This is a genomic window from Lentzea chajnantorensis (assembly GCF_054300775.1).
In genome coordinates this window covers 5872291-5891284 of the sequence record NZ_JBSDZT010000002.1, presented here as the reverse complement: position 1 = coordinate 5891284, position 18994 = coordinate 5872291, and the positions used below count along the sequence as shown (strand labels likewise).

Here is an 18994-nt window from a genome sequence, read left to right as displayed (position 1 = left end):
GGCCGCCGGCACCGGCCTGTTCACCTTCGGACCGATCAGCCGCTTTCTGGCCGCGCTGAGCTGACCAGCGGCATCCGGCGCAACGCCGGTTTGAGCACCTTCCTCGAACCCGTGCGCGGCAGCTCGGCGACCACCTCGACGTGCACCGGGATCTTGTACTTCGCCAGGCGCGGAAGCAGGAACTCGCGCAGTGATGGTGCGTCCAGCGAAGCACCGTCGCGGGGCCGCACGAACGCGCGGCCCACCTCACCCCACCGGTCGTCCGGCACGCCGACCACCGCCACCTCGGCGACGTCCGGGTGGTCGGCGATCGCGTTCTCCACCTCCGCCGGGTACACGTTCTCCCCGCCGGAGATGTACATGTCCTTCAGGCGGTCGACGACGTGCAGGTGGCCGTCGGTGTCCAGGCGGCCGATGTCGCCGGTGCGGAACCAGCCGTCCGGGGTGAACGCGGCCGCGGTGGCGACCGGGTCGTTCCAGTAGCCGGGCGTCACGTTCGGGCCCTGCACCTCGATCTCGCCGGTATCGGCCAGCCGCAGGTCGCCGAGGAACACCGGCGGGCCGGCCGAGCCCGCCTTGCGCACGCTGTCGGCCGCCTCCAGGAACGTGGCGCCCGGCGCGGTCTCGGTGAGGCCGTAGCCCTGGCAGAACACCAGCCCGCGGTCCTGGTAGGTGTGGATCAGCGCGTCCGGTATCGCCGCACCGCCGCAGAGCAGCACCCGCACCGACGACAGGTCCGCCGTGTGCCAGTGCGGTGACGCGGCCAGGTCGGCGTACATCGTGGACACGCCGAACAGCCACGTCACACCGTGCCGCTCGATCAGCGACACGCACTCGTCGACGTCCCAGCGCGGGGTCAGCACGCTGTGGCCGCCCTTGACGAACGTGGGCAGCAGCGTCTGCGTCAGCGCGGCGACGTGGAACAGCGGCGCGGCCACCAGCGCCACCTCGTCGGCGGCGATGTCGACGCCGACCATCAGGTTGAACGTGTTCCACAGCAGGTTGGCGTGGGTGAGCACCGCGCCCTTGGGCCGCCCGGTCGTGCCGGAGGTGTAGAGGATCAACGCGGGGTCGTCGACCGCCACCGGCACGTCGAGCGGGTCCGCCGAGCCCCCGGCCAGCCATTCCTCGTAGCCGTCCAGCGAGATGGCGTGTTCGTGCGTGACGCGGTGCGAGGCCGCGTGCACGAGCACGCGGGCCCCGCTGTCGCCCAACTGGTAGTCGACCTCCGCCGAGGTGAGCCGGAAGTTCAGCGGCACGAACACCGCGCCGAGCAGGTGCGCGGCGAACATCGTCTCGGCGAACGACGGGTGGTTGGGCCCGAGGTAGGCGACCCGGTCGCCGTGCCGCACCCCGAGCTCCTCCAGCCGCCGCGCGAGCCTCGTCGTGCGCTCGTCCAGCTCCCCGTAGGTCGTGGTGACCCCCTGGTGGGTCAGCGCGTCACGCTTCGGCGCCATGCGCGCGCGGCGGTGCGGCCAGCTGCCCAGACCCGAGTTCCGCATCCCTGTCTCCCGTCAGGCTGGTGTGGCTGGTCTCCCGCAACACGACCGTGCAGACCACGGTCAGCAGGCAGAAGGCCGCGAGGATGAACGGGATCGCGCCCGTCCCCGCGCTGTTCTGCACCTGCGCGAACAGCAGCGGGGCGAGGCCCGCGCCCAGTCCGGCGAGCTGGTAGCCCAGCGACGCCCCGGTGTAGCGGCTCCCGGTGGTGAACAGCTCGCTGTAGAGCGCGGCGAGCGGCCCGTACATCATCGGGTGGACCACCGCCTGGCCGAGCACCAGCGCGAGGACGACGTACCCGTTGTCCACCAACGGGAACAGCACGAACCCGAACACGGCCATCAGCACGGCCCCGGCGAGCACCACCGGCCGGCGCCCGAACCGGTCCGAGGCCGCGGACCAGCCGAGGATGCCCAGCACCGCGAGCGCCGACGACAGCGTGAGCGCGTTGAGGATCGCCTGCCGGCTGTTCCCGGCCTGCACGCCGTACGCGAGGATGAACGTCGTCAGCGTCGACTGCGCGACGAACGCCGACAGGCCGACCCCGACACTCAGCAGCAGCGTGCGCGGGTGGTTGCGCAGCACGTCGACCAGCGGCGTGGACGTCTTCTTGCGCTCGGCCCGGAACACCGGCGTCTCCTCGACCCGCATCCGCACGAACAGGCCGACCGCCAGCAGCGCGAGGCTCAGCAGGAACGGCACCCGCCAGCCCCATGACAGGAACGCCTGCTCGCCCACCAGCGCCGCGGTACCGGTCAGCGCGGCGGTCGACAGGACCATGCCGCACGGCGCGCCCGCGTTGGTGAAGCTCGCCCACAGCCCGCGCCGCGAGGTGGCGTGCTCGGCGGACATGAGCACCGCGCCGCCCCACTCGCCGCCGACGGAGATGCCCTGCACGACCCGCAGCAGCACCAGCCCGGCCGGTGCCAGCCAGCCGATCTGCGCGTAGGTGGGCAGCAGGCCGATCAGGAAGCTCGCCACACCCATCAGCGTCATGGTCAGCACGAGCATCTTCTTGCGGCCCAGCAGGTCGCCGTAATGTCCGAAGAGGACACCTCCGAGCGGGCGGGCCAGGTAGCCGGTGGCGAACGTGCCGAAGCTCGCGATCGTGCCGACCAGCGGGTCGAGCGAGGAGAAGAAGACCTTGTTGAACACGACCGCGGAGGCCGTGGCGTAGAGCAGGAAGTCGTAGTACTCGATCACACTGCCGAGGAAGCTGGACGAGACCGCACGGCGTAACTGCGTTGTTGTCGCCATGACCTCACCTCACGCGTAGTGGCGGTAGACGGCGCGTGCGACGCACGCGGGCTTTTCGGAGCCCTCGATCTCGACGGTGAAGTCGACGGTCAGCTGCACGCCGTCGCCCGTGACGTCCTCGACGGACGCGACGCGGCCGGCCAGCCGGATCTTGGCGCCGACCGGGACGGGTGCGGGGAAGCGGACCTTCTCCAGCCCGTAGTTGAGGCTCATCCGCACGCCGGAGACGGTCAGCAGCTGCCCCATGAGCGGGATGAGCAGTGCCAGCGTCAGGTAGCCGTGCGCGATCGTGGTGCCGAACGGGCCGGTCGCGGCGCGTTCGGGGTCGACGTGGATCCACTGGTGGTCGTCGGTGGCGTCGGCGAAGGTGTCGACGCGCTCCTGGGTGACCTGCAGCCAGTCGGTGTGGCCGAGGTCGGCCCCCGCCAGCGCCTTGAGCTCGGAGATCCCTTGCACGGCGGTGGTCATGCGTCCTCCTTGACGAGTCCGAGCAGGCGTGCGGCGTTGTGCTTGAGGATCTTCGGGCGGACCTCGTCCTTGATCTCCAGCGCGGCGAAGTCGGCGAGCCAGCGGTCCGGGGTGATCACCGGGTGGTCCGAGCCGAACAGCACCTTGTCCTGCAGCACGGTGTTGGCATACCGCACCAGCTGTGGCGGGAAGTACTTCGGTGACCAGCCGGACAGGTCGATGTGCACGAACGGCTTGTGCGTCGCGACCGCGAGCGCCTCGTCCTGCCAGGGGAACGACGGGTGCGCGAGGATGATCCGCAGGTGCGGGAAGTCGACGGCGACGTCGTCGACGAGCATCGGGTTGGAGTGCTTCAACCGGATTCCGCCGCCACCGGGCACGCCGGCGCCGATCCCGGTCTGCCCGCTGTGGAACAGGGCGGGGACGCCGAGCTCCTCGATCGCCTCGTAGAGCGGGTAGGCCATCCGGTCGTCGGGGGAGAAGTCCTGCAGGCTCGGGTGGAACTTGAACCCGCGCACGCCGTGCTCCTCCACGAGCCGGCGCGCCTCGCGGACCGCGGCCCTGCCCTTCCACGGGTCGACGCTCGCGAACGGGATGAGCACGTCGGCGTGCTCGGCGCAGGACGCCGCGACCTCCTCGTTGGCGATGCGCGGGTGGCCGGTGGCGTGCTCGGCGTCCACGGTGAAGATCACCGCGGCCATCCTGCGCTCGCGGTAGATCGCGGCGGTCTCGGCGATGGTGGGCTGGCGGTGAGCGGCCTTGAAATACCGGGCGGACGCCTCGACCAGATCGGGGCTGAGCGAGCTGTGGCCGTCCTTCGAGATCTCCGCGTGCGTGTGGACGTCGATGGCGACGATCTCGTCCAGGTCGATGCCGGTCATGGTGCCACCGGAGCCGGGATGCCGTAGGTCTCGGGTTCGAGCTCGCCGAATCGCTCGGCGATCGCGGCCGCCGACCAGCCGCCGTCGGCGAACAGCACCTGCTTCTCCGCGGGGTGCGCCCACAGCGCGAGCCGGTCGCCGCCGATGCCGATGGCCTGTCCGGTGATGCCCTTCGCGGCGTCGCTCGCCAGGAACACGACCAGTTCGGCGGCGTCCTCGACGGTGCCCATGCCCTCGTCGCGGCGCACCCAGTCCGGCAGCGGCGTGCCGGTGCGTTCGGACTCCTCGATCAACGGGGCGAACGCGGGGATCGTCCTGGTCATCTCGGTGGCGGCGACCGGCACGACCGCGTTGACCGCGACGTCGGCCCTGGCGAGCTCCAGCGCCCAGGTCCGTGCCATGGCGGCGATCCCGGCCTTGGCGGCGGCGTAGTTGGTCTGCCCGAAGTTGCCGCGCTGCCCTGCCGGTGACGACACCAGCACGAGCCGGCCGCCCGTGCCCTGCTCCCGCATCCGGACCGCCGCCGCGCGAGCGCACGTGAAGGTGCCGCGCAGGTGCACGTCGATGACGGCGTCGAACTCGTCGTCGGTCATCTTCCACAGCACCCGGTCGCGGAGGATGCCCGCGTTGGTGACCAGCACGTCGAGCCGCCCGAACGCCGCCACGGCGGTGTCGACGAGCCGTTGCGCGGTCTCCGCAGGCCCCACCGGTGCGACGACCGCCGTGCCGCCGATGGCCGCGGCGACCTCCTCCGCGCTCTCGTCCACGTCGTTCACCACGACCGCGGCCCCGTTGCGCGCCAGGGCTTCCGCGTAGGCCCGTCCCAGTCCGCGACCGGCGCCGGTGACGATCGCGACCTTGCCAGACAGCTCCATCCGACGAGTCCTCTCCGTTGGGATCGCGACCAAAAGTAAGGCATATTCGTGACGCTCGTCTAGATGTTGCCCAACATGTATCGTGAGCAGCGTGACGCCCCAGTCCTTGCTGCTCAACTTCCTCGGCCTGTACGTGCTGGGCCGGGACATCGCGGTCTACTCGGGCAGCGTGATCGACGTCTTCGCGCGCGTGGACGTCTCCGAGGAGGCCGTGCGGTCGACGCTGACCCGGATGACCTCCCGCGGCCTGCTCACCAAGCACCGCAACGGCCGCAAGGTCTACTTCGGACTCACCCCGCGCGCGAACGACGTGCTGCACGACGGTGAGCGCCGCATCTGGCAGCGCGGCGCCGTGAACAGGGACTGGGACGGCACCTGGACGCTCGTCGGGTTCTCCCTGCCGGAGGGCCGCCGCTCCACCCGCCACGACCTGCGCACGCAGCTGCAGTGGGCGGGCTTCGGCCCGGTGCAGAACGGCCTGTGGATCACGCCGGGCACCCACGACGTGACCGAGATCGTCGCGGGCCTGGGCCTCGCCGATCACATCACCGTGTTCACCGCCCAGCACGCCAAGCCGACGGAGGCCGCCGACCTGGCCGCGCGCGCCTTCGACATGGCCGCGATCGCCGCGCGTTACCAGGACTTCCTGGCCCGGTGGCGCACGCCGGACGACACGTTGCCCGACGACCTGGCCCGGCAGCTGGTGCTGCACGGCGACTGGCTCGACCTCGTGCGGCAGGACCCGCACCTGCCTGCGGAGCCTCCTGGCGCACGACTGGCCGGCGATCGCGGCGGAGCAGCTGTTCCGCAAGCTCGCCACCCGGTACGCCCAGACGGCGGCCCCACTGGCAGCCGCGGCAATCGAGTCACTCGCCCTCTGACCCCTGCTGCTCCCGCATCTGCAAGTACCACCAACTCAAGATCACCCAGCACTTTTCTACTGCCGACTGCCTCGGGGGCGGCCCACAGCCGGACGCGCGCTTCGGCGTGCGGCGAAGTGGTTGGTGGTGGTCAGCGGCGGTTTGATCAAGGGTTGGTGGTACTTGCAGATGCCTGGGCGGCAGGGGGCGTGGTCAACTGGGGGGCGTGCGGGTGGTTGTCGTTTCCGGTGGCGATCCGGGGCATGTCGTTCCGGCGATCGCGTTGTGCCTGCGGTTCAGGGAGGCCGGGGACGCCCCGGTCTTGCTGACCGGCGACCGTTGGGTGGACGCGGCGGTGCGGGAGGGCGTGCCGGCCGCGCGGGTCACCGGGCTGGCGTTGCGCGACCTGCGCGACGAGGCCGACCTCGGGAAGGCGTTGCACGACCAGGCGGCGGAGCTGGCCCTCGCGCTCGGGCCCCAGCTCGCCGAGTCAGAGCCTGACCTGGTCGTGTGCGACGTCCTGGCGCTGGGTGCGGGCATGGCCGCGGAACGGGCAGGCGTCCCGTGGGTGCAGCTGTCGCCGCACCCGCTCTACGCGCCGTCGAAGCACCTGCCGCCGATGGGCAGCGGACTGGCGGCCGGGGTCGGGGTACGCGGGAAGCTGCGGGACGCGGTGCTGCGCGCGCTGACCGCCCGTTCGCTGAAGCAGGGCGAACGGCAGCTGGTCGCGGCACGGCGGCGGGTCGGGCTGAGCGGCAGGGGAGCGGGCCCGGTCGCACGGCTGGTCGCGACGTTGCCCGCGCTGGAGGTGCCGCGACCGGACTGGCCGACCGACGCGCACGTGGTCGGGCCGCTGCTGTGGGAGGCGAGCCGGGAGCTGATGACCCCGCCACCGGGCACCGCGCCGCTCGTCCTGATCGCTCCGTCGACGGCGTGGACCGGGGCGGCCGGCATGGCCGAGATGACGCTGGCGGCGCTGGACGGCCTGGGCGTGCGGGCCGTGGTGTCCACGTTCGCGCCGCCGCCCGGGACGTTGCCGGACTGGGCCAGGTCAGGACCGGGACGGCAGGACGAGCTGCTGCGCGACGCGGCGGTCCTGGTCTGCGGCGGCGGGCACGGGATGCTGGTCAAGGCGCTGCGGGCGGCCGTTCCGGTGGTCGTGGTGCCCGGCGGCGGTGACCAGTGGGAGATGGCGAACCGGGTCGCGCGGCAGGGCAGCGGCGTGCTCGTCCGCCCGGCCGCGGTGGACGGTCTGCGGGCAGCCGTCACGCGCGTGCTGGACGATCCGTCGTTCGCCGCCGCGGCGGCCTTGGCGGCGGCGGGTGTGCACGAGGTCCGCGATCCCGTCGAGGTGTGCCGCACCGCCCTGGCGTGACGGGAGCGGTCCGGTCAGCCGGAGGTCGCGCTCACCCTCGCCCGCCTGCGGCGGTCGACCAGGGAGGTGCCCAGCAGCACCACCGCGAACAGCACCCAGCACAGCCACATCGGCGGTCCCGCGAGCAGCGTCACGAGCAGCACGGTCACCCCGCACAACGCCGTGACGACACGCGCGCGCACCCCGTCCGCCAGCTTGGCGAACGCCGCCGCGCCCACGCCGTAGAGCACGAAGTAGATCCCGCCCGACACCACGAAGAGCGCCTCGAACGACACCAGCCCCAGTGCGCCGAGCACCGCGATCACGGTCAGCACCAGCCCGACCACGACCACGGAGGTCACCGGGTTCGCGTCACGGGTCCGCACCCGGCTCAGCGCGGCGGGCAGGTAGCCGCTGCGGGCCATGCCGAACACCAGGCGGGACAGGGCGAGCACCGAGGCGCAGACGTTCGCCGTGATCGTGACGATCACCAGCAGCAGCGTCATCGGCCGGCCGACGCCGCCGAGCGCCCGTTCGGCGAGGAGCAGCAGCGGTGCCGAGTTCAGCGCCGGGTCGCCGGAGTCGACCACGGCGAAGATCCCCAGCAGCAGCAACGCGTACAGCGCCACCACGACGAGGTAGGAGGTGACGAAGATGCGCGGGATCGCGTCCGAGCTCTTGTGCTCCTCGAACGTGAAGGCGACCGTCTCCCAGCCGGTGAACGCCACGTAGACCGCGGTGAGCGCGGTGCCGAGCGCGGAGAACTCCGGCAGGCGCGTGCTCGGGACGGCCGGGCCGTGCGAGCCGATCGCGATCACCGCCGTGACCACGACGAGGGCGAACAACGCCAGCAGCAGGGTGACCTGCAGCCGGCCGGAGACGTTCGCGCCCAGCAGCGCCACGGCGGTCGCTGCCGCGAGCACGACCACGGGGAACGCCCAGGTCAGCGCGGCGGCACCGGAGAACTCGGCGAGGTAGCGGCCACCGGTGATCGCGGTCGCGGGAATGCCGGTGACCAGCGCGAACGTGGCGAGCATGCCGGAGGTGCGGCCGGTCGACCGGCCGAGCGCGACCTCGGCGTAGTGGGCGACACCGGACGCGGCCGGGTACCGCCGGCCCAGCCAGGCGTAGCAGTACAGCAGCGGCACCACCGACAACGCCGCGACCGCCCACGGCATCCACGCCGACAGGCCGAGCTGGTAGTAGCTCGTGCCGGGCAGCACCATCATGCCCGCGCCCAGGATCGTGGACAGCGCCACGAAGGTGCCGACGAAGACGCCCGTCGACTTGCGGAGCTCGCTCATTCAGGGGTTCCTCAACGCCGACACGACCGAATCGACCGCCTCGCGGAGCACCTCCGGCGGGGTTCCGTCGAGCATGTGACCCCCTTCGGCCTCGACGAGGCGGAATTGACCTGATACCCGATCACGCCAGCGGGCACACATCTCCGTTCCGATGAAATTGTCGCCCCGGGTCGCCACCACGTGCAATTGGTCGATGTCCGCTTCCTGGTTCACCCATTCGGCGAGCCGGTCGGCGACCTCGGCATCGGCGCGGACACCGGCGGCGATCTCGGCCAGCAATTCCGGGTCCTCGAGAACGTCCGGCGGAAATCCGTCGGCGGCCAGCACGTCCGCTATCTCGGCGTCCGTCGAGTGCGACATCGTCGGGATGCGGCCGGCGGCGTCCGGGTACGGCGTGTTCACCAGCAGCACCCCCACGGGCACCCCCAGCGCGGCGCGCAGCGCACCGCGCAACCGGAGTGCGGACAGCCCGCCCATGCTGTGCCCGACCAGCACGACGTGCTCCGCGGCGGACTCCCGGGCCGCCCGCACGACCTCGACGACCGTGTCGTGCTCCCACCGGCCCGACAGCAGCTCGCCGACCCCCGCCGCGTTGCCGCACGCGACGTGGTCCGCGCCGGACAGCCAGCGCAGCCCGCGACCGGCACCGGCGGCGGGGAACGACACGATCATGCGCCCGGCTTCCCCCGCCTCGACGACCTCGACCTGCAGCTCGGTGAGGCCCAGCATGAAGTTCGACCGCAGCCGCTGCGGCGGGGCGACCACGGCGAACGCCTTGTCCCACGCGGCCAGCTCCTCGACGAACATCTGGACCTCCAGCGTCGCCACGGGAGCACCGATGCAGCGGTGCACGCCCGCGCCGAACGCGATCTGCCGGTTGTCCTGGCGGTCGACCAGGAACTCGTCCGGGCGGTCGAAGACGGCCCGGTCCCGGTTGGCCGACATGTTCCACAGCGTCACGAAGCTGCCCTCGGGAACGACCTCGTCACCGACGGGGAAGTCCTGCACCGCGAGGCGTTGCACGTAGCTGTTCGTCGAGGTCCAGCGCAGGAGCTCGGCGGTGGCGACAGCGGAGGACACCTCTCCGGCGGTGACCCTGGCCCACTGCGCGGGCTCGCGGTTGATCGTGTCGATGGTCAGGCTGGCGGTGTGCGGGGTCGTCTCGTTGCCGCCCACGGCGACGTTCAACCCGTTGAGCAGCGCGACGTCGCGCGGCATCTCCCCGGACGCGACGAGCTGCGCGAGCACGCCGATCATGTCGTCGGCCGCGCCGTCGGCGATGCGCTTGTCCACCAGCTCGTTCATGAAGTCGAGCACCTCGATCTGCGCGTCGACCAGCGCGTCGAGCGGTGCGGTGCCGGTGTAGGCCTGGTCGCGGTAGCCGATCATGATCCGGGTGGCCTCCAGCAACGAGGCCGCGTCCTGCCTGCCGATGCCGAAGAGGATCTCCAGCACGCCCTTGGGCAGTTCGGGCGCGACGACCGTCGTGAAGTCGACCCGGTCGCCGACGGACAGCGAGCCGAACACCTCGCGGACGTTGCGGCGGACCGTCTCGCCGATCCGCGCGACCATCTCCCTGCTGAACCCGCTGGTCTTGATCGGCCTCTTGAGCGCGCCGTGCGCAGGCTCGTCCGCGACGATCAGCATGCGGCCCGACGCCGAGTCCTTCTCCGGCCGGTAGGAGCCGTCGATCATCGTGCCGTAGGCCGAGCTCAGGCGGTCGTGGTCGACGTAGGCCGCGTACACGTCGTCGTAGCGCGTCAGCGCGTAGAACTCGTAGCCGTCGGAGCGGCGGTGGCGGGACACGGGGTTGTTCTCCCGCAAGTCGGCCAGGTATGCCCACGGGTCGTCCTCGGCGAAGAAGTCGGCCGAGTAGAGCGGGCTGTCCTCAACGACCAGCATCGCCGGCTCCGATCAGGTCGGCGATCCCCGCGGGGGTGCGCCCGCCGAAGAAGACGTGTCCGGGCACCTTGACCCCGGTCTGCTCCTTGAGCAGCGCCCGGCACCGCAGCACGGCCAGCGAGTCGAACCCGGCCGCGAAGATGTCGGTGTCCGCCGCTATGTCCTTGTTCGAAATCGTCCGCACGCACTCGACGATCATGGCGGTCGTGATCTCACTCATTCAGACTCCCGTTGTGCGCAGGTGGCGGCCCAGCAGCGCGGCGGTGTCGACCTTCCCGCCGGGCTTGACCGGAAAGCTGTCCACGAGGTCCACGGCGATCGCCGCGGAGCAGCCGCGGACCAGTGCCTCGACCGGGGCGCGCACCTCGTCGCCGGGCACACCGGGTTCGAGCTGGACGAACGCGATCGTGTGCCGTTCGTGCTGGGCGACCCGGCAGGCCGTGACACCGGGCAGCCCGGCCACCGCGTGCTCCAGCGCGGCGGCGTCGACCCGCGTCCCGTTGACCTTGATCCGGCTGTCCGAGCGCCCGGCGAAGACCAGGTCGCCGCCGCCGTCGGTCCACACGAGGTCGCCCGTGCGGTACCGGCCGTCGAACCGGGTCGCGAGCACGCCCCGGTCGAGGTAGCCCAGGCAGACGAACGGGCCCTCCACGACCAGCTCCTGCCGGTTGCCGGCGGCCTGCAACCGCTCCACGCACCCGTCGAGCGGCCGGCCGATCGGGACGGTGTCGCGGTCGAAGCGGTCGGGCAGCACGTACCGGTGGGTGGCGAACGTGGCCTCGGTCGGCCCGTAGAGGTTGGCGAACCGGCTCGTGAGGCCGGCCTCCCTCGCGCGCCGGTAGGTCGAGACGTGGAACTGCTCGCCGCCGCTGAACAGCCACGGCACACCGGCGATCGCCTCGGGCAGCACGTCGAGCAGCGTGGCGACCACGGCGGCGGGCAGCAGCAGCCGGTCGACGCCGTGCCGGCGCACGAGGTCCGGCCACTCGAACACGTCCTCGTTGACGTCCGGCAGGCACACCACCTTGCCGCCCGCGGCGACCGCGCACCACGTGTCGAACCACCAGCCGTCGAACGCCGGGGTGGCGAAGCTGCCCGCGGTCAGCCGGTGGTCCACCGGCACCCGCAGGCCGCGGCAGGCGAACAGCGCCAGCAGGTTGCCCCTCGACACGGCGACGGCCTTGCGGCTGCCCGTGCTGCCGGAGGTGAAGTTGACCGACACCATGTCCTCCGGCAGCGCGCCGTCCGGTGCCGCGGTGCCCGTGTTCGCGGTCACCGTCACGTCGCCGTGGACCGACAACGTCAGGCCGGGGCGCACGCGGTCGAGCTCGTCCGGGCTCAGCGTGCCGTCGTCGGTGACGGCGGCACACCCGGCCCGCCACACCCCGAGCTGGCCCGCGAAGAAACCGAGCTTGCTGCCGGCGCGGATCAGCACGACCCGCGCTGTGCCGTGCGCTCGGACCGCCCGTTCGACCGAGGCGGCGAGGGCGTCGACCTCGCGCCGGCTGTGTTCCTCGTCGTCCTCCACCCACACCGGGTCGTCCGACCGCCAGTGGTCGCCGTGGATCAGGTCGTGCCAGGTCCTGTTCATCACCGAAGCCCCAGTCCGTCCATCGCCCTGCCGCTTTTCCGGTCCCGACGAGGAATCAACCCGAATACCGCCCAGTCACGCATCGCTGGTTATCCAGCTCTATCTCGGGGCAATCCGACAAAACGACCGACCACTCGGATGGCGCAACGGTTAACACTTTTTCGAATGGTGAATTCCCAGCTCGTGAGACCGGAAGTTGCGTGCAGATGAATCGCGGAAACTTATGCGCCCTCGCACGGAATCAACCGGTCGCGTGAATTGCCCGGCCCCTCAGGGGCGGACGGTCACGAGCCCCGGCTCTGCGAGGTCCTCCGGCAGTCGCTGGGGCGCGTGCAACGGCACCAGCTCGGACTGCAGCACCATGGCCGCGGCGCCGATCGCGGGCGCGGTGGCCGCGGTGTGGGAGAGGCGGACGTCCACGGGGTGCGCGCCGCGCGAGTAGAAGCTCCTGGCCAGCTCCTCGCGCACGACCGGCAGGTACACCGAGCCCGCGATGGCGAAGCTCGGGCCGGTGAGCACGACGAACTCGACGTCCATGACGTTGGCCAGCGTCCGCGCGGCCACGGCGATGTAGCGGGCGGAGCGTTCGAGCAGGGCGAGGGCGGCGGGGTCGCCACGCCGGGCCGCACGGCCGACGGCCGCGAAGCCGGCTGCGGGAGAAGCCGGCGTCCGGTCGCCGTCCGCGCCGGGATCGCCGGCCAGTCCGATCCGTTCCGCCAGGGCCCGATCGGCCCGCGCCGCGGCCACCACGGCCTCAGGCCCGGCGAGCACCTCCACGCACCCCCGCGCGCCGCACCAGCACTCCGGCCCGTCCACGTCCAGGCACACGTGCCCGATCTCCCCGGCGTTGCCGCTGGTCCCGCGGTAGGTGATGCCGCCGATCACCAGGCCGGCGCCGATGCCGGTGCCCATGTAGAGCGCGGCCGAGGTGGAGGCGCTGCCCATGCCGCGCGACCAGTGCTCGCCCAGCGCCGCGGCGGTGGCGTCGTTGTCGACCACCACCGGCAGGCCCGCGGCGGCGGCGAGCTCGCGGTCGACCGGGTAGCCCGCCCAGCGGCGCATCACGGGCGGGGCGATGGCCGCCGTGGTCCTGGCGCCCAGCGGGCCGGGGGAGACGAGACCCAGGCCCAGGACCCGGTCGTGGTCGACGCCGATGCTCGCGATCAGGGTCTTCGCCTCGGCCGCCATGCGGTCGACGACCTCGGCCGGTGCCCGGGTGCCCGCGCCGGGTTTGGTGATCCGCGCGACCACGCCGCCGGCCAGGTCGGTCAGCACGTAGGTGATGCCGCTGTGGTCGAGGTGCACGCCCAGCGCGAACCGGGACGTCGGGTTGAGCTGCAGCAGCACCCTGCGCTTGCCGCCGGTGGACTCGGCGTGGCCGGTCTCGGCGACCAGGCCCTCGTCGAGGAGCTTGCGGACGGCGGTCGAGATCGTGGCGCCGGTGAGGCCGGTGGCGTTGATCAGGCCGACGCGGCTGATCGTGCCCGCGGCGCGGATGACGTCCAGCACCGCTGCCTTGCTGCTCGCGTGGGGGGTGCCCCGGACAGGGCCGCTCACGGGGCCTCCTCTCGCCGCACGAAGGTTAGCCGTCGGAGTAACGGCGGTGCTACGCGCGGATGTTGACTTACTTTCTTAAGTTACTTAAGAATGTCCTCCGTTGGTGTGATCCAGCCCACTGAAGGCCTGCGAGAGGATCCACGATGAACCCGAAGTCCCTGCGCGTCGCCGCCGCGGTCGCGGCGTTAGCCCTGACGGCCACCGCCTGCGGACCGTCCGGCGGGAGCTCGGCCGACGCGGCCACGCTGGTCGCCTTCACCGGCCAGAACGGTGACTACCAGGGCAACTTCAACCCCTACTCGCCCACGGCGAACGAGGGCATCGGCACCATCTTCGAGCCGCTGTTCTTCTTCAACGCCATGCAGCGCGACGCCAAGCCCCGGCCCCGGCTGGGCAGGGAGTTCTCCTGGAACGCCGACGGCACCGAGCTGTCGGTCGTCCTGCGCGACGACGTGAAGTGGTCCGACGGGCAGGAGTTCACCGCCCGCGACGTCGTCTTCACCTTCGACATGGTGCGCAAGAACGGCACGATGAACTCGACCGGCTTCAAGGGCACGACGACCGCGGTCGACGACACCCACGTGGTGGTGAAGTTCGACGAGCCGTCGTTCATGGAGGGCCCGCAGGTGCTCGGCCGGCTGTGGATCGTGCCCGAACACCTCTGGAAGGACCTCGCCACCCCGGCGACCGACCCGGTGAAGAACCCGGTCGGCACCGGGCCGTTCCAGCTGGAGGAGTTCAAGCCGCAGGCGATCACGCTCAAGGCCAACCCCGGCTACCACGGCGGCGAGCCCGCGGTGAAGAAGGTCCGCTACCTGTCGCTCGCGGGCAACCAGGGCGGTGCCGACGCGCTCAAGGCCGGCAAGGTCGACTGGCAGACCGGTCCGGTGCCCGACATCAAGAACGTCGAGAAGACCTACCCCGGCTACCGCGCGGTCACCGTGCCGCAGAACCAGATCGCGCTGTTCACCTGCTCCAGCGCCGAGCTCGGCTGCACCGGCCCGCAGACCGACCCCGCCGTGCGCAAGGCGATCCACCACGCCATGAACCGCTCACAGCTCAACGCGCTCGCGTTCCAGGACACCGGCAGCCCGATCTCGCCCGGGTTCGCCCTGCTCCAGCGCGACGAGCCGTACATCGCGGGCACGCTCGAGGAGAAGTCCGCTGCGATGAGCCCGGACACCGCGAAGGCGGCCCAGCTGCTGGAGGCCGCCGGGTACCGCAAGGGCGCCGACGGCATCTACGCCAAGGACGGCAAGCCGTTGTCGCTCACCGTCAAGGTGGTGACCGGGTGGACCGACTACATCACCGCCGTGAACACCCTGGCCCAGCAGCTCCAGCAGGCGGGCATCAAGGTCACGCCGCAGCAGCTGTCGTGGAACGAGTGGGCCGACGCGCGCAGCCAGGGCGGGTACGAGCTGCTGATCGACTCGGTCTACCAGGGCCCGGCGGCCGACCCGTACTACACGTTCAGCTACTTCTTCGCCGGCTACACCACCGCACCGGTCGGGCAGGCCGCGAACCCGAACTTCGGCCGCATGAAGGACCCGCAGGTCGACGCCGCACTCGCCGCGCTCAAGCGGATCAACCCGGAGGACGCCGCGGCCCGCAAGCCGCACTTCGACGTGATCCAGCAGCGGGTGGAGGAGGTCATGCCGTACATCCCGGTGCTCACCGGCGGCACGACGAGCGAGTACAACGCGAAGAAGTTCACCGGCTGGCCCACCACCGACGACCTCTACGCGTTCCCCGCCGTCTGGTCGCGGCCGGAGAGCTCCGAGGTCCTCATGAAGCTCAAGCCCGCGGGCAGCTGATGCGGTACTACGCGCGCAAGATCGCCTTCTACCTGGTCGCGCTGTGGGCGGCGGTGACGCTGAACTTCGTGATCCCGCGGCTCATGCCGGGCAACCCGGTCGACGTGCTGATCGCCCGGCTGCAGCAGCGCGGCGGCTCGGTCGACCCGGCCGTGCGCCGCTCCTACGAGCTGCTGCTCGGCACCGGCGGCGACCGGTCGGTGCTCGGCGAGTACTTCTCCTACCTGGGCAACCTCGCCCGCGGCGACCTCGGCGTCTCGGTCAGCGCGTTCCCGGCGCCGGTGTCGGAGGTGATCACGGCGTCGCTGTGGTGGACGATCGTGCTGGTCGGCATCGCGACGCTGGTGTCGTTCCTGCTCGGCGTCGCACTCGGTGCCGTGGTCGGCTGGCGGCGCGGCACCTGGCTCGACACGCTGGTGCCCTCGACGACCGTCCTCGCCGCGGTGCCGTACTTCTGGCTCGCACTGCTGCTCGTGGCACTGCTGTCGTCGGCGCTGGGCTGGTTCCCGTTGCTCGGCGGCTACGACGTGGTCCTGTCGCCGGGCTGGAACGCCGAGTTCATCGGCTCCGCGCTCTACCACGGCACGCTGCCCGCGCTGACGATCGTGATCTCGTCGGTCGGCGGCTGGCTGCTGGGCATGCGCAACATGATGGTGTCGGCGATGTCCGAGGACTACGTGCTCACCGCCCGCGCCAAGGGACTGCGCGACAGCCGGGTCATGATCCGCTACGCCGCGCGCAACGCCGTGCTGCCGTCGGTGGCCGGGTTCGCCATCTCGCTCGGGTTCGTGGTGGCCGGCTCGATCGTCACCGAGCAGGTCTTCTCCTACCCCGGCATCGGCGGCCGGCTGCTGCAAGCGGTGCAGAACAACGACTACGCGCTCATGCAGGGGATCTTCCTGGTGATCACCACCGCGGTGCTCGGGGCCAACCTCGCGGTCGACCTGCTGCACGCGATCGTCGACCCGCGCACCCGCGCGACCGGCTGAGAGGAGCGGACCATGGGCAACTCCGGCACGGGCTGGGGCGCGCTGTTGCCGCGCTGGTCGCCGAAGCTCGGCTTCGGCCTCGGCCTGATCGCGGTCATCACGTTGTTCGGCCTGGTGGGGCCGTTGCTGACCGGCGACCCGAACGCGGTGCGCGACATCGGCCTGACCCCGCCCGGCGGCGAGCACCTGCTGGGCACCACGCAGACCGGGGAGGACGTGCTGGCCCAGCTCACGCACGCCACCCGCGGGTCGTTGCGGATCGGGCTGCTGGTGGGCGTGCTCGCCACCGCGCTGTCCGCGTTCTTCGGCGTGATCGGCGCGTACGCCGGCGGTGTCACCGACGAGCTGTTCTCGTTGTTCTCCAACGTGGTGCTGGTGATCCCCGGCCTGCCGCTGGTGATCGTCGTGGCCGGGTTCGTGCCGGCCGACCAGCGCGGCGCGTGGACGATCGCGGTGGTGCTGGCGCTGACCGGCTGGGCGGCCTCGGCACGGGTGCTGCGCGCGCAGACGCTGTCGGTGCGCAACCGCGACTACGTGGCGGCGGCGCGGGTCGCGGGCGAGAAGCCGTGGCGGGTGATCACCGTGGAGATCCTGCCGAACCTGCTGCCGCTGGTGGCCTCGCAGTTCGTGTTCGCGGTCATCGCGGCGATCCTCGGCGAGGCCGGGCTGTCGTTCCTCGGCCTGGGCGCGTCGAACTCGCTCACGCTCGGCACGATGCTGTTCTACGCGCAGAACGGGTTCGCGCTGCAACTCGACGCGTGGTGGTGGTTCGTCCCGCCGGGGCTGGTGATCGCGTTGTTCGGGTGCGGGCTCGCGCTGGTGAACTTCAGCATCGACGAGATCATCAACCCGAAGCTGCGCAGCGAACCGCGCCGTGCGCCCGACGCCGTGGTGCCGCGGGCCGAGGCCGTCGAACGGCCGGACGTGGACGCGGTGCTGACGGTGCGGGACCTCTCCGTCGTGTACCAGGGCGCCGAGCCGGTGCTCGCGGTGGACGACGTGTCTTTCACGCTGCGGCGCGGCGAGGTGCTCGGCATCGCGGGGGAGTCCGGGTGCGGCAAGACCACGCTGGCCCACGCGGTCAACCGGCTGCACCGCCCGCCCGCGCAGGTGACGTCCGGCTCGGTCGTGTTCCACGACGCCGACGGCACCGACGTGGACGTGCTGGCGCTGGGACCGGAGGAGCTGCGGGCGTTCCGCTGGACCAAGCTGTCCATGGTGTTCCAGGGCGCGATGAACGCGCTGAACCCGGTGACCACCATCGGCGCGCAGCTCGACGACGTGCTCACCACCCACCGGCCCGCCATGGCGAGGGAGGACCGGCGGCAGCGGTGCGCCGAGGTGCTGGAGCTGGTCGGGGTCGACCCGCGCCGGCCGGGGTCGTTCGCGCACGAGCTGTCCGGTGGCATGCGGCAGCGCGTGATGATCGCGATGGCGCTGCTGCTCGAACCGCAGGTCATGATCATGGACGAACCGACGACGGCGCTCGACGTGGTGGTGCAGCGCGGCATCCTCCAGGAGATCCTGCGGTTCCGCGACGAGCTCGGGTTCGCGGTCGTGCTGATCACCCACGACCTGCCGCTGCTGCTGGAGATCAGCGACCGGGTGGCCGTGATGCGGGGCGGCCGGGTCGTGGAGCACGGCACCGCCGAGCAGGTCCACCGGGCCGCCACCCACCCGTACACCCGCGAGCTGCTCGGGTCGTTCCCGAGCCTGGAGGGCGAACGCGGCGCGTTCGGCCGGGAAGGGGCGCTGCGATGACCACCCTGCGCGCTGACGAGCTCGTGAAGGACTTCCCGGTGCGGACCGGGCTGCGACGCACGTCGTTCCGCGCGGTCGACCGGGTCTCGTTCACCCTCGACCCCGGTCGCACCGTGGCGCTCGTCGGCGAGTCCGGCTCGGGCAAGTCGACGATCGCGCGGATGATCGCGCGGCTCGAGAAACCCAGCGGCGGCACCATCACCGTCACCGGACCGACCGGCGCGCCGGTGCCGGACCGGGAGTACCGCAACCGGGTGCAGATGGTGTTCCAGGACCCGTTCGCCTCGCTCAACCCGTTCCACACCGTCGAGCACCACCTGACCCGCCCGCTGCTGCTGCACGGCAAGGCCCGCGACCAGGGCGAGGCGGTGGAGCTGGCACGGGAGCTGCTCGACCGCGTGACCCTGCCGCGCGACTTCGCCCGGCGCCGGCCGCACGAGCTGTCCGGCGGCCAGCGGCAACGCGTCGCGATCGCCCGCGCCCTCGCACCGGGAAGCTCAGGTCGTGGTGGCCGACGAACCGGTGTCCATGCTCGACGTGTCGATCCGGCTCGGCGTCCTGAGGCTGCTGGCACGCTTGCAGGCCGAGGAACGGCTGGCCGTCCTCTACATCACGCACGACCTCGCGACGGCCCGGCACTTCTCCGACGAGATCCTCGTGCTGCACCGCGGCCGGGTGGTGGAACGGGGACCGTCCGACGCGGTCATCCTCGACGCCCACCACCCGTACACGAAGCTGCTCGCCGCCGCCTCGCCGAACCCCGACGCCCGCGGCCGCGTGCTCGACGTGCGCCGCGACGTCGTGGCGCGGGCGGGTGCGGCCGCGGCGTACGACCACCACACCGGGCAATGGGCCGACGCGGCACCGGTTTCCGGCTGACG

General features: G+C 71.6%; 16 protein-coding genes and 1 pseudogene. 7 read left to right on the top strand and 10 right to left on the bottom strand.

From position 1 onward, the window contains the following. Window positions 1-35 precede the first annotated feature (35 nt). The 5 genes from ACVDFE_RS28860 to ACVDFE_RS28840 are packed head-to-tail and all read right to left on the bottom strand — an operon-like array spanning window position 36 to window position 4981. On the bottom strand, window positions 36-1502 hold the full coding sequence (locus tag ACVDFE_RS28860; protein WP_458432612.1) for an acyl-CoA synthetase: 1467 nt from the start codon (window positions 1500-1502) through the stop codon (window positions 36-38). Next, complete coding sequence (locus ACVDFE_RS28855) at window positions 1441-2757, bottom strand: MFS transporter (protein WP_360384367.1); 1317 nt, start codon at window positions 2755-2757, stop codon at window positions 1441-1443. Before ACVDFE_RS28855 ends, ACVDFE_RS28860 begins: the two co-directional genes overlap by 62 nt. 9 nt (window positions 2758-2766) lie before the next feature. Then, the gene (locus tag ACVDFE_RS28850; RefSeq protein ID WP_360384365.1) at window positions 2767-3225 is read right to left on the bottom strand and encodes a MaoC family dehydratase; all 459 of its coding nucleotides are present in this window, start codon (window positions 3223-3225) and stop codon (window positions 2767-2769) included. Then, window positions 3222-4106 carry an amidohydrolase family protein gene (locus ACVDFE_RS28845; protein ID WP_458432610.1) on the bottom strand — a complete coding sequence of 295 codons (885 nt, stop codon included), beginning with the start codon at window positions 4104-4106 and terminating at the stop codon, window positions 3222-3224. Before ACVDFE_RS28845 ends, ACVDFE_RS28850 begins: the two co-directional genes overlap by 4 nt. Continuing rightward, window positions 4103-4981, bottom strand: a complete 879-nt coding sequence (locus tag ACVDFE_RS28840; protein ID WP_360384363.1) for an SDR family oxidoreductase — start codon at window positions 4979-4981, stop codon at window positions 4103-4105. The genes ACVDFE_RS28845 and ACVDFE_RS28840 overlap by 4 nt, the downstream gene beginning before the upstream one ends. A gap of 91 nt (window positions 4982-5072) precedes the next feature. Here ACVDFE_RS28840 and ACVDFE_RS28835 point away from each other — a divergent pair, with 91 nt between their 5' ends. Then, window positions 5073-6170: a PaaX family transcriptional regulator gene (locus ACVDFE_RS28835; RefSeq protein ID WP_458432609.1), complete on the top strand. Its 1098-nt coding sequence runs from the start codon at window positions 5073-5075 to the stop codon at window positions 6168-6170. Beyond that, entirely contained in the window at window positions 6164-7216 is a 1053-nt protein-coding gene (locus ACVDFE_RS28830; RefSeq protein WP_458432607.1) for a glycosyltransferase, read from the top strand. The genes ACVDFE_RS28835 and ACVDFE_RS28830 overlap by 7 nt, the downstream gene beginning before the upstream one ends. Window positions 7217-7230: 14 nt before the next feature. Here ACVDFE_RS28830 and ACVDFE_RS28825 read toward each other — a convergent pair whose 3' ends face one another. The 5 genes from ACVDFE_RS28825 to ACVDFE_RS28805 form a co-directional block, all read right to left on the bottom strand. Next, window positions 7231-8499: an APC family permease gene (locus ACVDFE_RS28825; protein ID WP_458432606.1), complete on the bottom strand. Its 1269-nt coding sequence runs from the start codon at window positions 8497-8499 to the stop codon at window positions 7231-7233. After that, complete coding sequence (locus ACVDFE_RS28820) at window positions 8500-10401, bottom strand: cytochrome P450 (RefSeq protein ID WP_458432605.1); 1902 nt, start codon at window positions 10399-10401, stop codon at window positions 8500-8502. Then, window positions 10388-10621: an acyl carrier protein gene (locus tag ACVDFE_RS28815; protein WP_360384351.1), complete on the bottom strand. Its 234-nt coding sequence runs from the start codon at window positions 10619-10621 to the stop codon at window positions 10388-10390. Before ACVDFE_RS28815 ends, ACVDFE_RS28820 begins: the two co-directional genes overlap by 14 nt. After that, on the bottom strand, window positions 10622-11992 hold the full coding sequence (locus ACVDFE_RS28810) for an AMP-binding protein (RefSeq protein WP_458432604.1): 1371 nt from the start codon (window positions 11990-11992) through the stop codon (window positions 10622-10624). Window positions 11993-12262: 270 nt separating this feature from the next. Continuing rightward, window positions 12263-13549, bottom strand: coding sequence for an ROK family transcriptional regulator (locus ACVDFE_RS28805; RefSeq protein ID WP_458432603.1), 1287 nt, complete (start codon window positions 13547-13549; stop codon window positions 12263-12265). Between the two features lie 143 nt (window positions 13550-13692). Here ACVDFE_RS28805 and ACVDFE_RS28800 point away from each other — a divergent pair, with 143 nt between their 5' ends. The 5 genes and pseudogenes from ACVDFE_RS28800 to ACVDFE_RS28780 all read left to right on the top strand — a co-directional run bounded on the left by ACVDFE_RS28800 (window position 13693) and on the right by ACVDFE_RS28780 (window position 18992). Then, window positions 13693-15363 (top strand): ABC transporter substrate-binding protein, encoded by a 1671-nt coding sequence (locus tag ACVDFE_RS28800; protein WP_458432602.1) that lies wholly within the window; start codon window positions 13693-13695, stop codon window positions 15361-15363. Continuing rightward, window positions 15363-16352 (top strand): ABC transporter permease, encoded by a 990-nt coding sequence (locus ACVDFE_RS28795; protein WP_360384343.1) that lies wholly within the window; start codon window positions 15363-15365, stop codon window positions 16350-16352. The genes ACVDFE_RS28800 and ACVDFE_RS28795 overlap by 1 nt, the downstream gene beginning before the upstream one ends. A gap of 12 nt (window positions 16353-16364) precedes the next feature. Next, window positions 16365-18113, top strand: coding sequence for a dipeptide/oligopeptide/nickel ABC transporter permease/ATP-binding protein (locus ACVDFE_RS28790; protein WP_458432601.1), 1749 nt, complete (start codon window positions 16365-16367; stop codon window positions 18111-18113). Then, window positions 18110-18541 (top strand): annotated as a pseudogene (locus tag ACVDFE_RS28785) (ATP-binding cassette domain-containing protein); the annotation flags it as partial. The gene ACVDFE_RS28790 and the pseudogene ACVDFE_RS28785, both read left to right, overlap by 4 nt. Window positions 18542-18617: 76 nt before the next feature. Next, window positions 18618-18992 (top strand): ABC transporter ATP-binding protein, encoded by a 375-nt coding sequence (locus tag ACVDFE_RS28780; RefSeq protein WP_458434416.1) that lies wholly within the window; start codon window positions 18618-18620, stop codon window positions 18990-18992. Window positions 18993-18994: the final 2 nt, after the last annotated feature.

Excerpts from the sequence above, each read along its gene's own strand:
- ACVDFE_RS28850 (WP_360384365.1), bottom strand. The coding sequence starts at position 3,225 with ATGACCACCGCCGTGCAAGGGATCTCCGAGCTCAAGGCGCTGGCGGGG.
- ACVDFE_RS28860 (WP_458432612.1), bottom strand. The coding sequence starts at position 1,502 with ATGCGGAACTCGGGTCTGGGCAGCTGGCCGCACCGCCGCGCGCGCATG.
- ACVDFE_RS28840 (WP_360384363.1), bottom strand. The coding sequence starts at position 4,981 with ATGGAGCTGTCTGGCAAGGTCGCGATCGTCACCGGCGCCGGTCGCGGA.
- ACVDFE_RS28855 (WP_360384367.1), bottom strand. The coding sequence starts at position 2,757 with ATGGCGACAACAACGCAGTTACGCCGTGCGGTCTCGTCCAGCTTCCTC.
- ACVDFE_RS28810 (WP_458432604.1), bottom strand. The coding sequence starts at position 11,992 with ATGAACAGGACCTGGCACGACCTGATCCACGGCGACCACTGGCGGTCG.
- ACVDFE_RS28815 (WP_360384351.1), bottom strand. The coding sequence starts at position 10,621 with ATGAGTGAGATCACGACCGCCATGATCGTCGAGTGCGTGCGGACGATT.
- ACVDFE_RS28845 (WP_458432610.1), bottom strand. The coding sequence starts at position 4,106 with ATGACCGGCATCGACCTGGACGAGATCGTCGCCATCGACGTCCACACG.
- ACVDFE_RS28820 (WP_458432605.1), bottom strand. The coding sequence starts at position 10,401 with ATGCTGGTCGTTGAGGACAGCCCGCTCTACTCGGCCGACTTCTTCGCC.
- ACVDFE_RS28790 (WP_458432601.1), top strand. The coding sequence starts at position 16,365 with ATGGGCAACTCCGGCACGGGCTGGGGCGCGCTGTTGCCGCGCTGGTCG.
- ACVDFE_RS28800 (WP_458432602.1), top strand. The coding sequence starts at position 13,693 with ATGAACCCGAAGTCCCTGCGCGTCGCCGCCGCGGTCGCGGCGTTAGCC.
- ACVDFE_RS28795 (WP_360384343.1), top strand. The coding sequence starts at position 15,363 with ATGCGGTACTACGCGCGCAAGATCGCCTTCTACCTGGTCGCGCTGTGG.
- ACVDFE_RS28825 (WP_458432606.1), bottom strand. The coding sequence starts at position 8,499 with ATGAGCGAGCTCCGCAAGTCGACGGGCGTCTTCGTCGGCACCTTCGTG.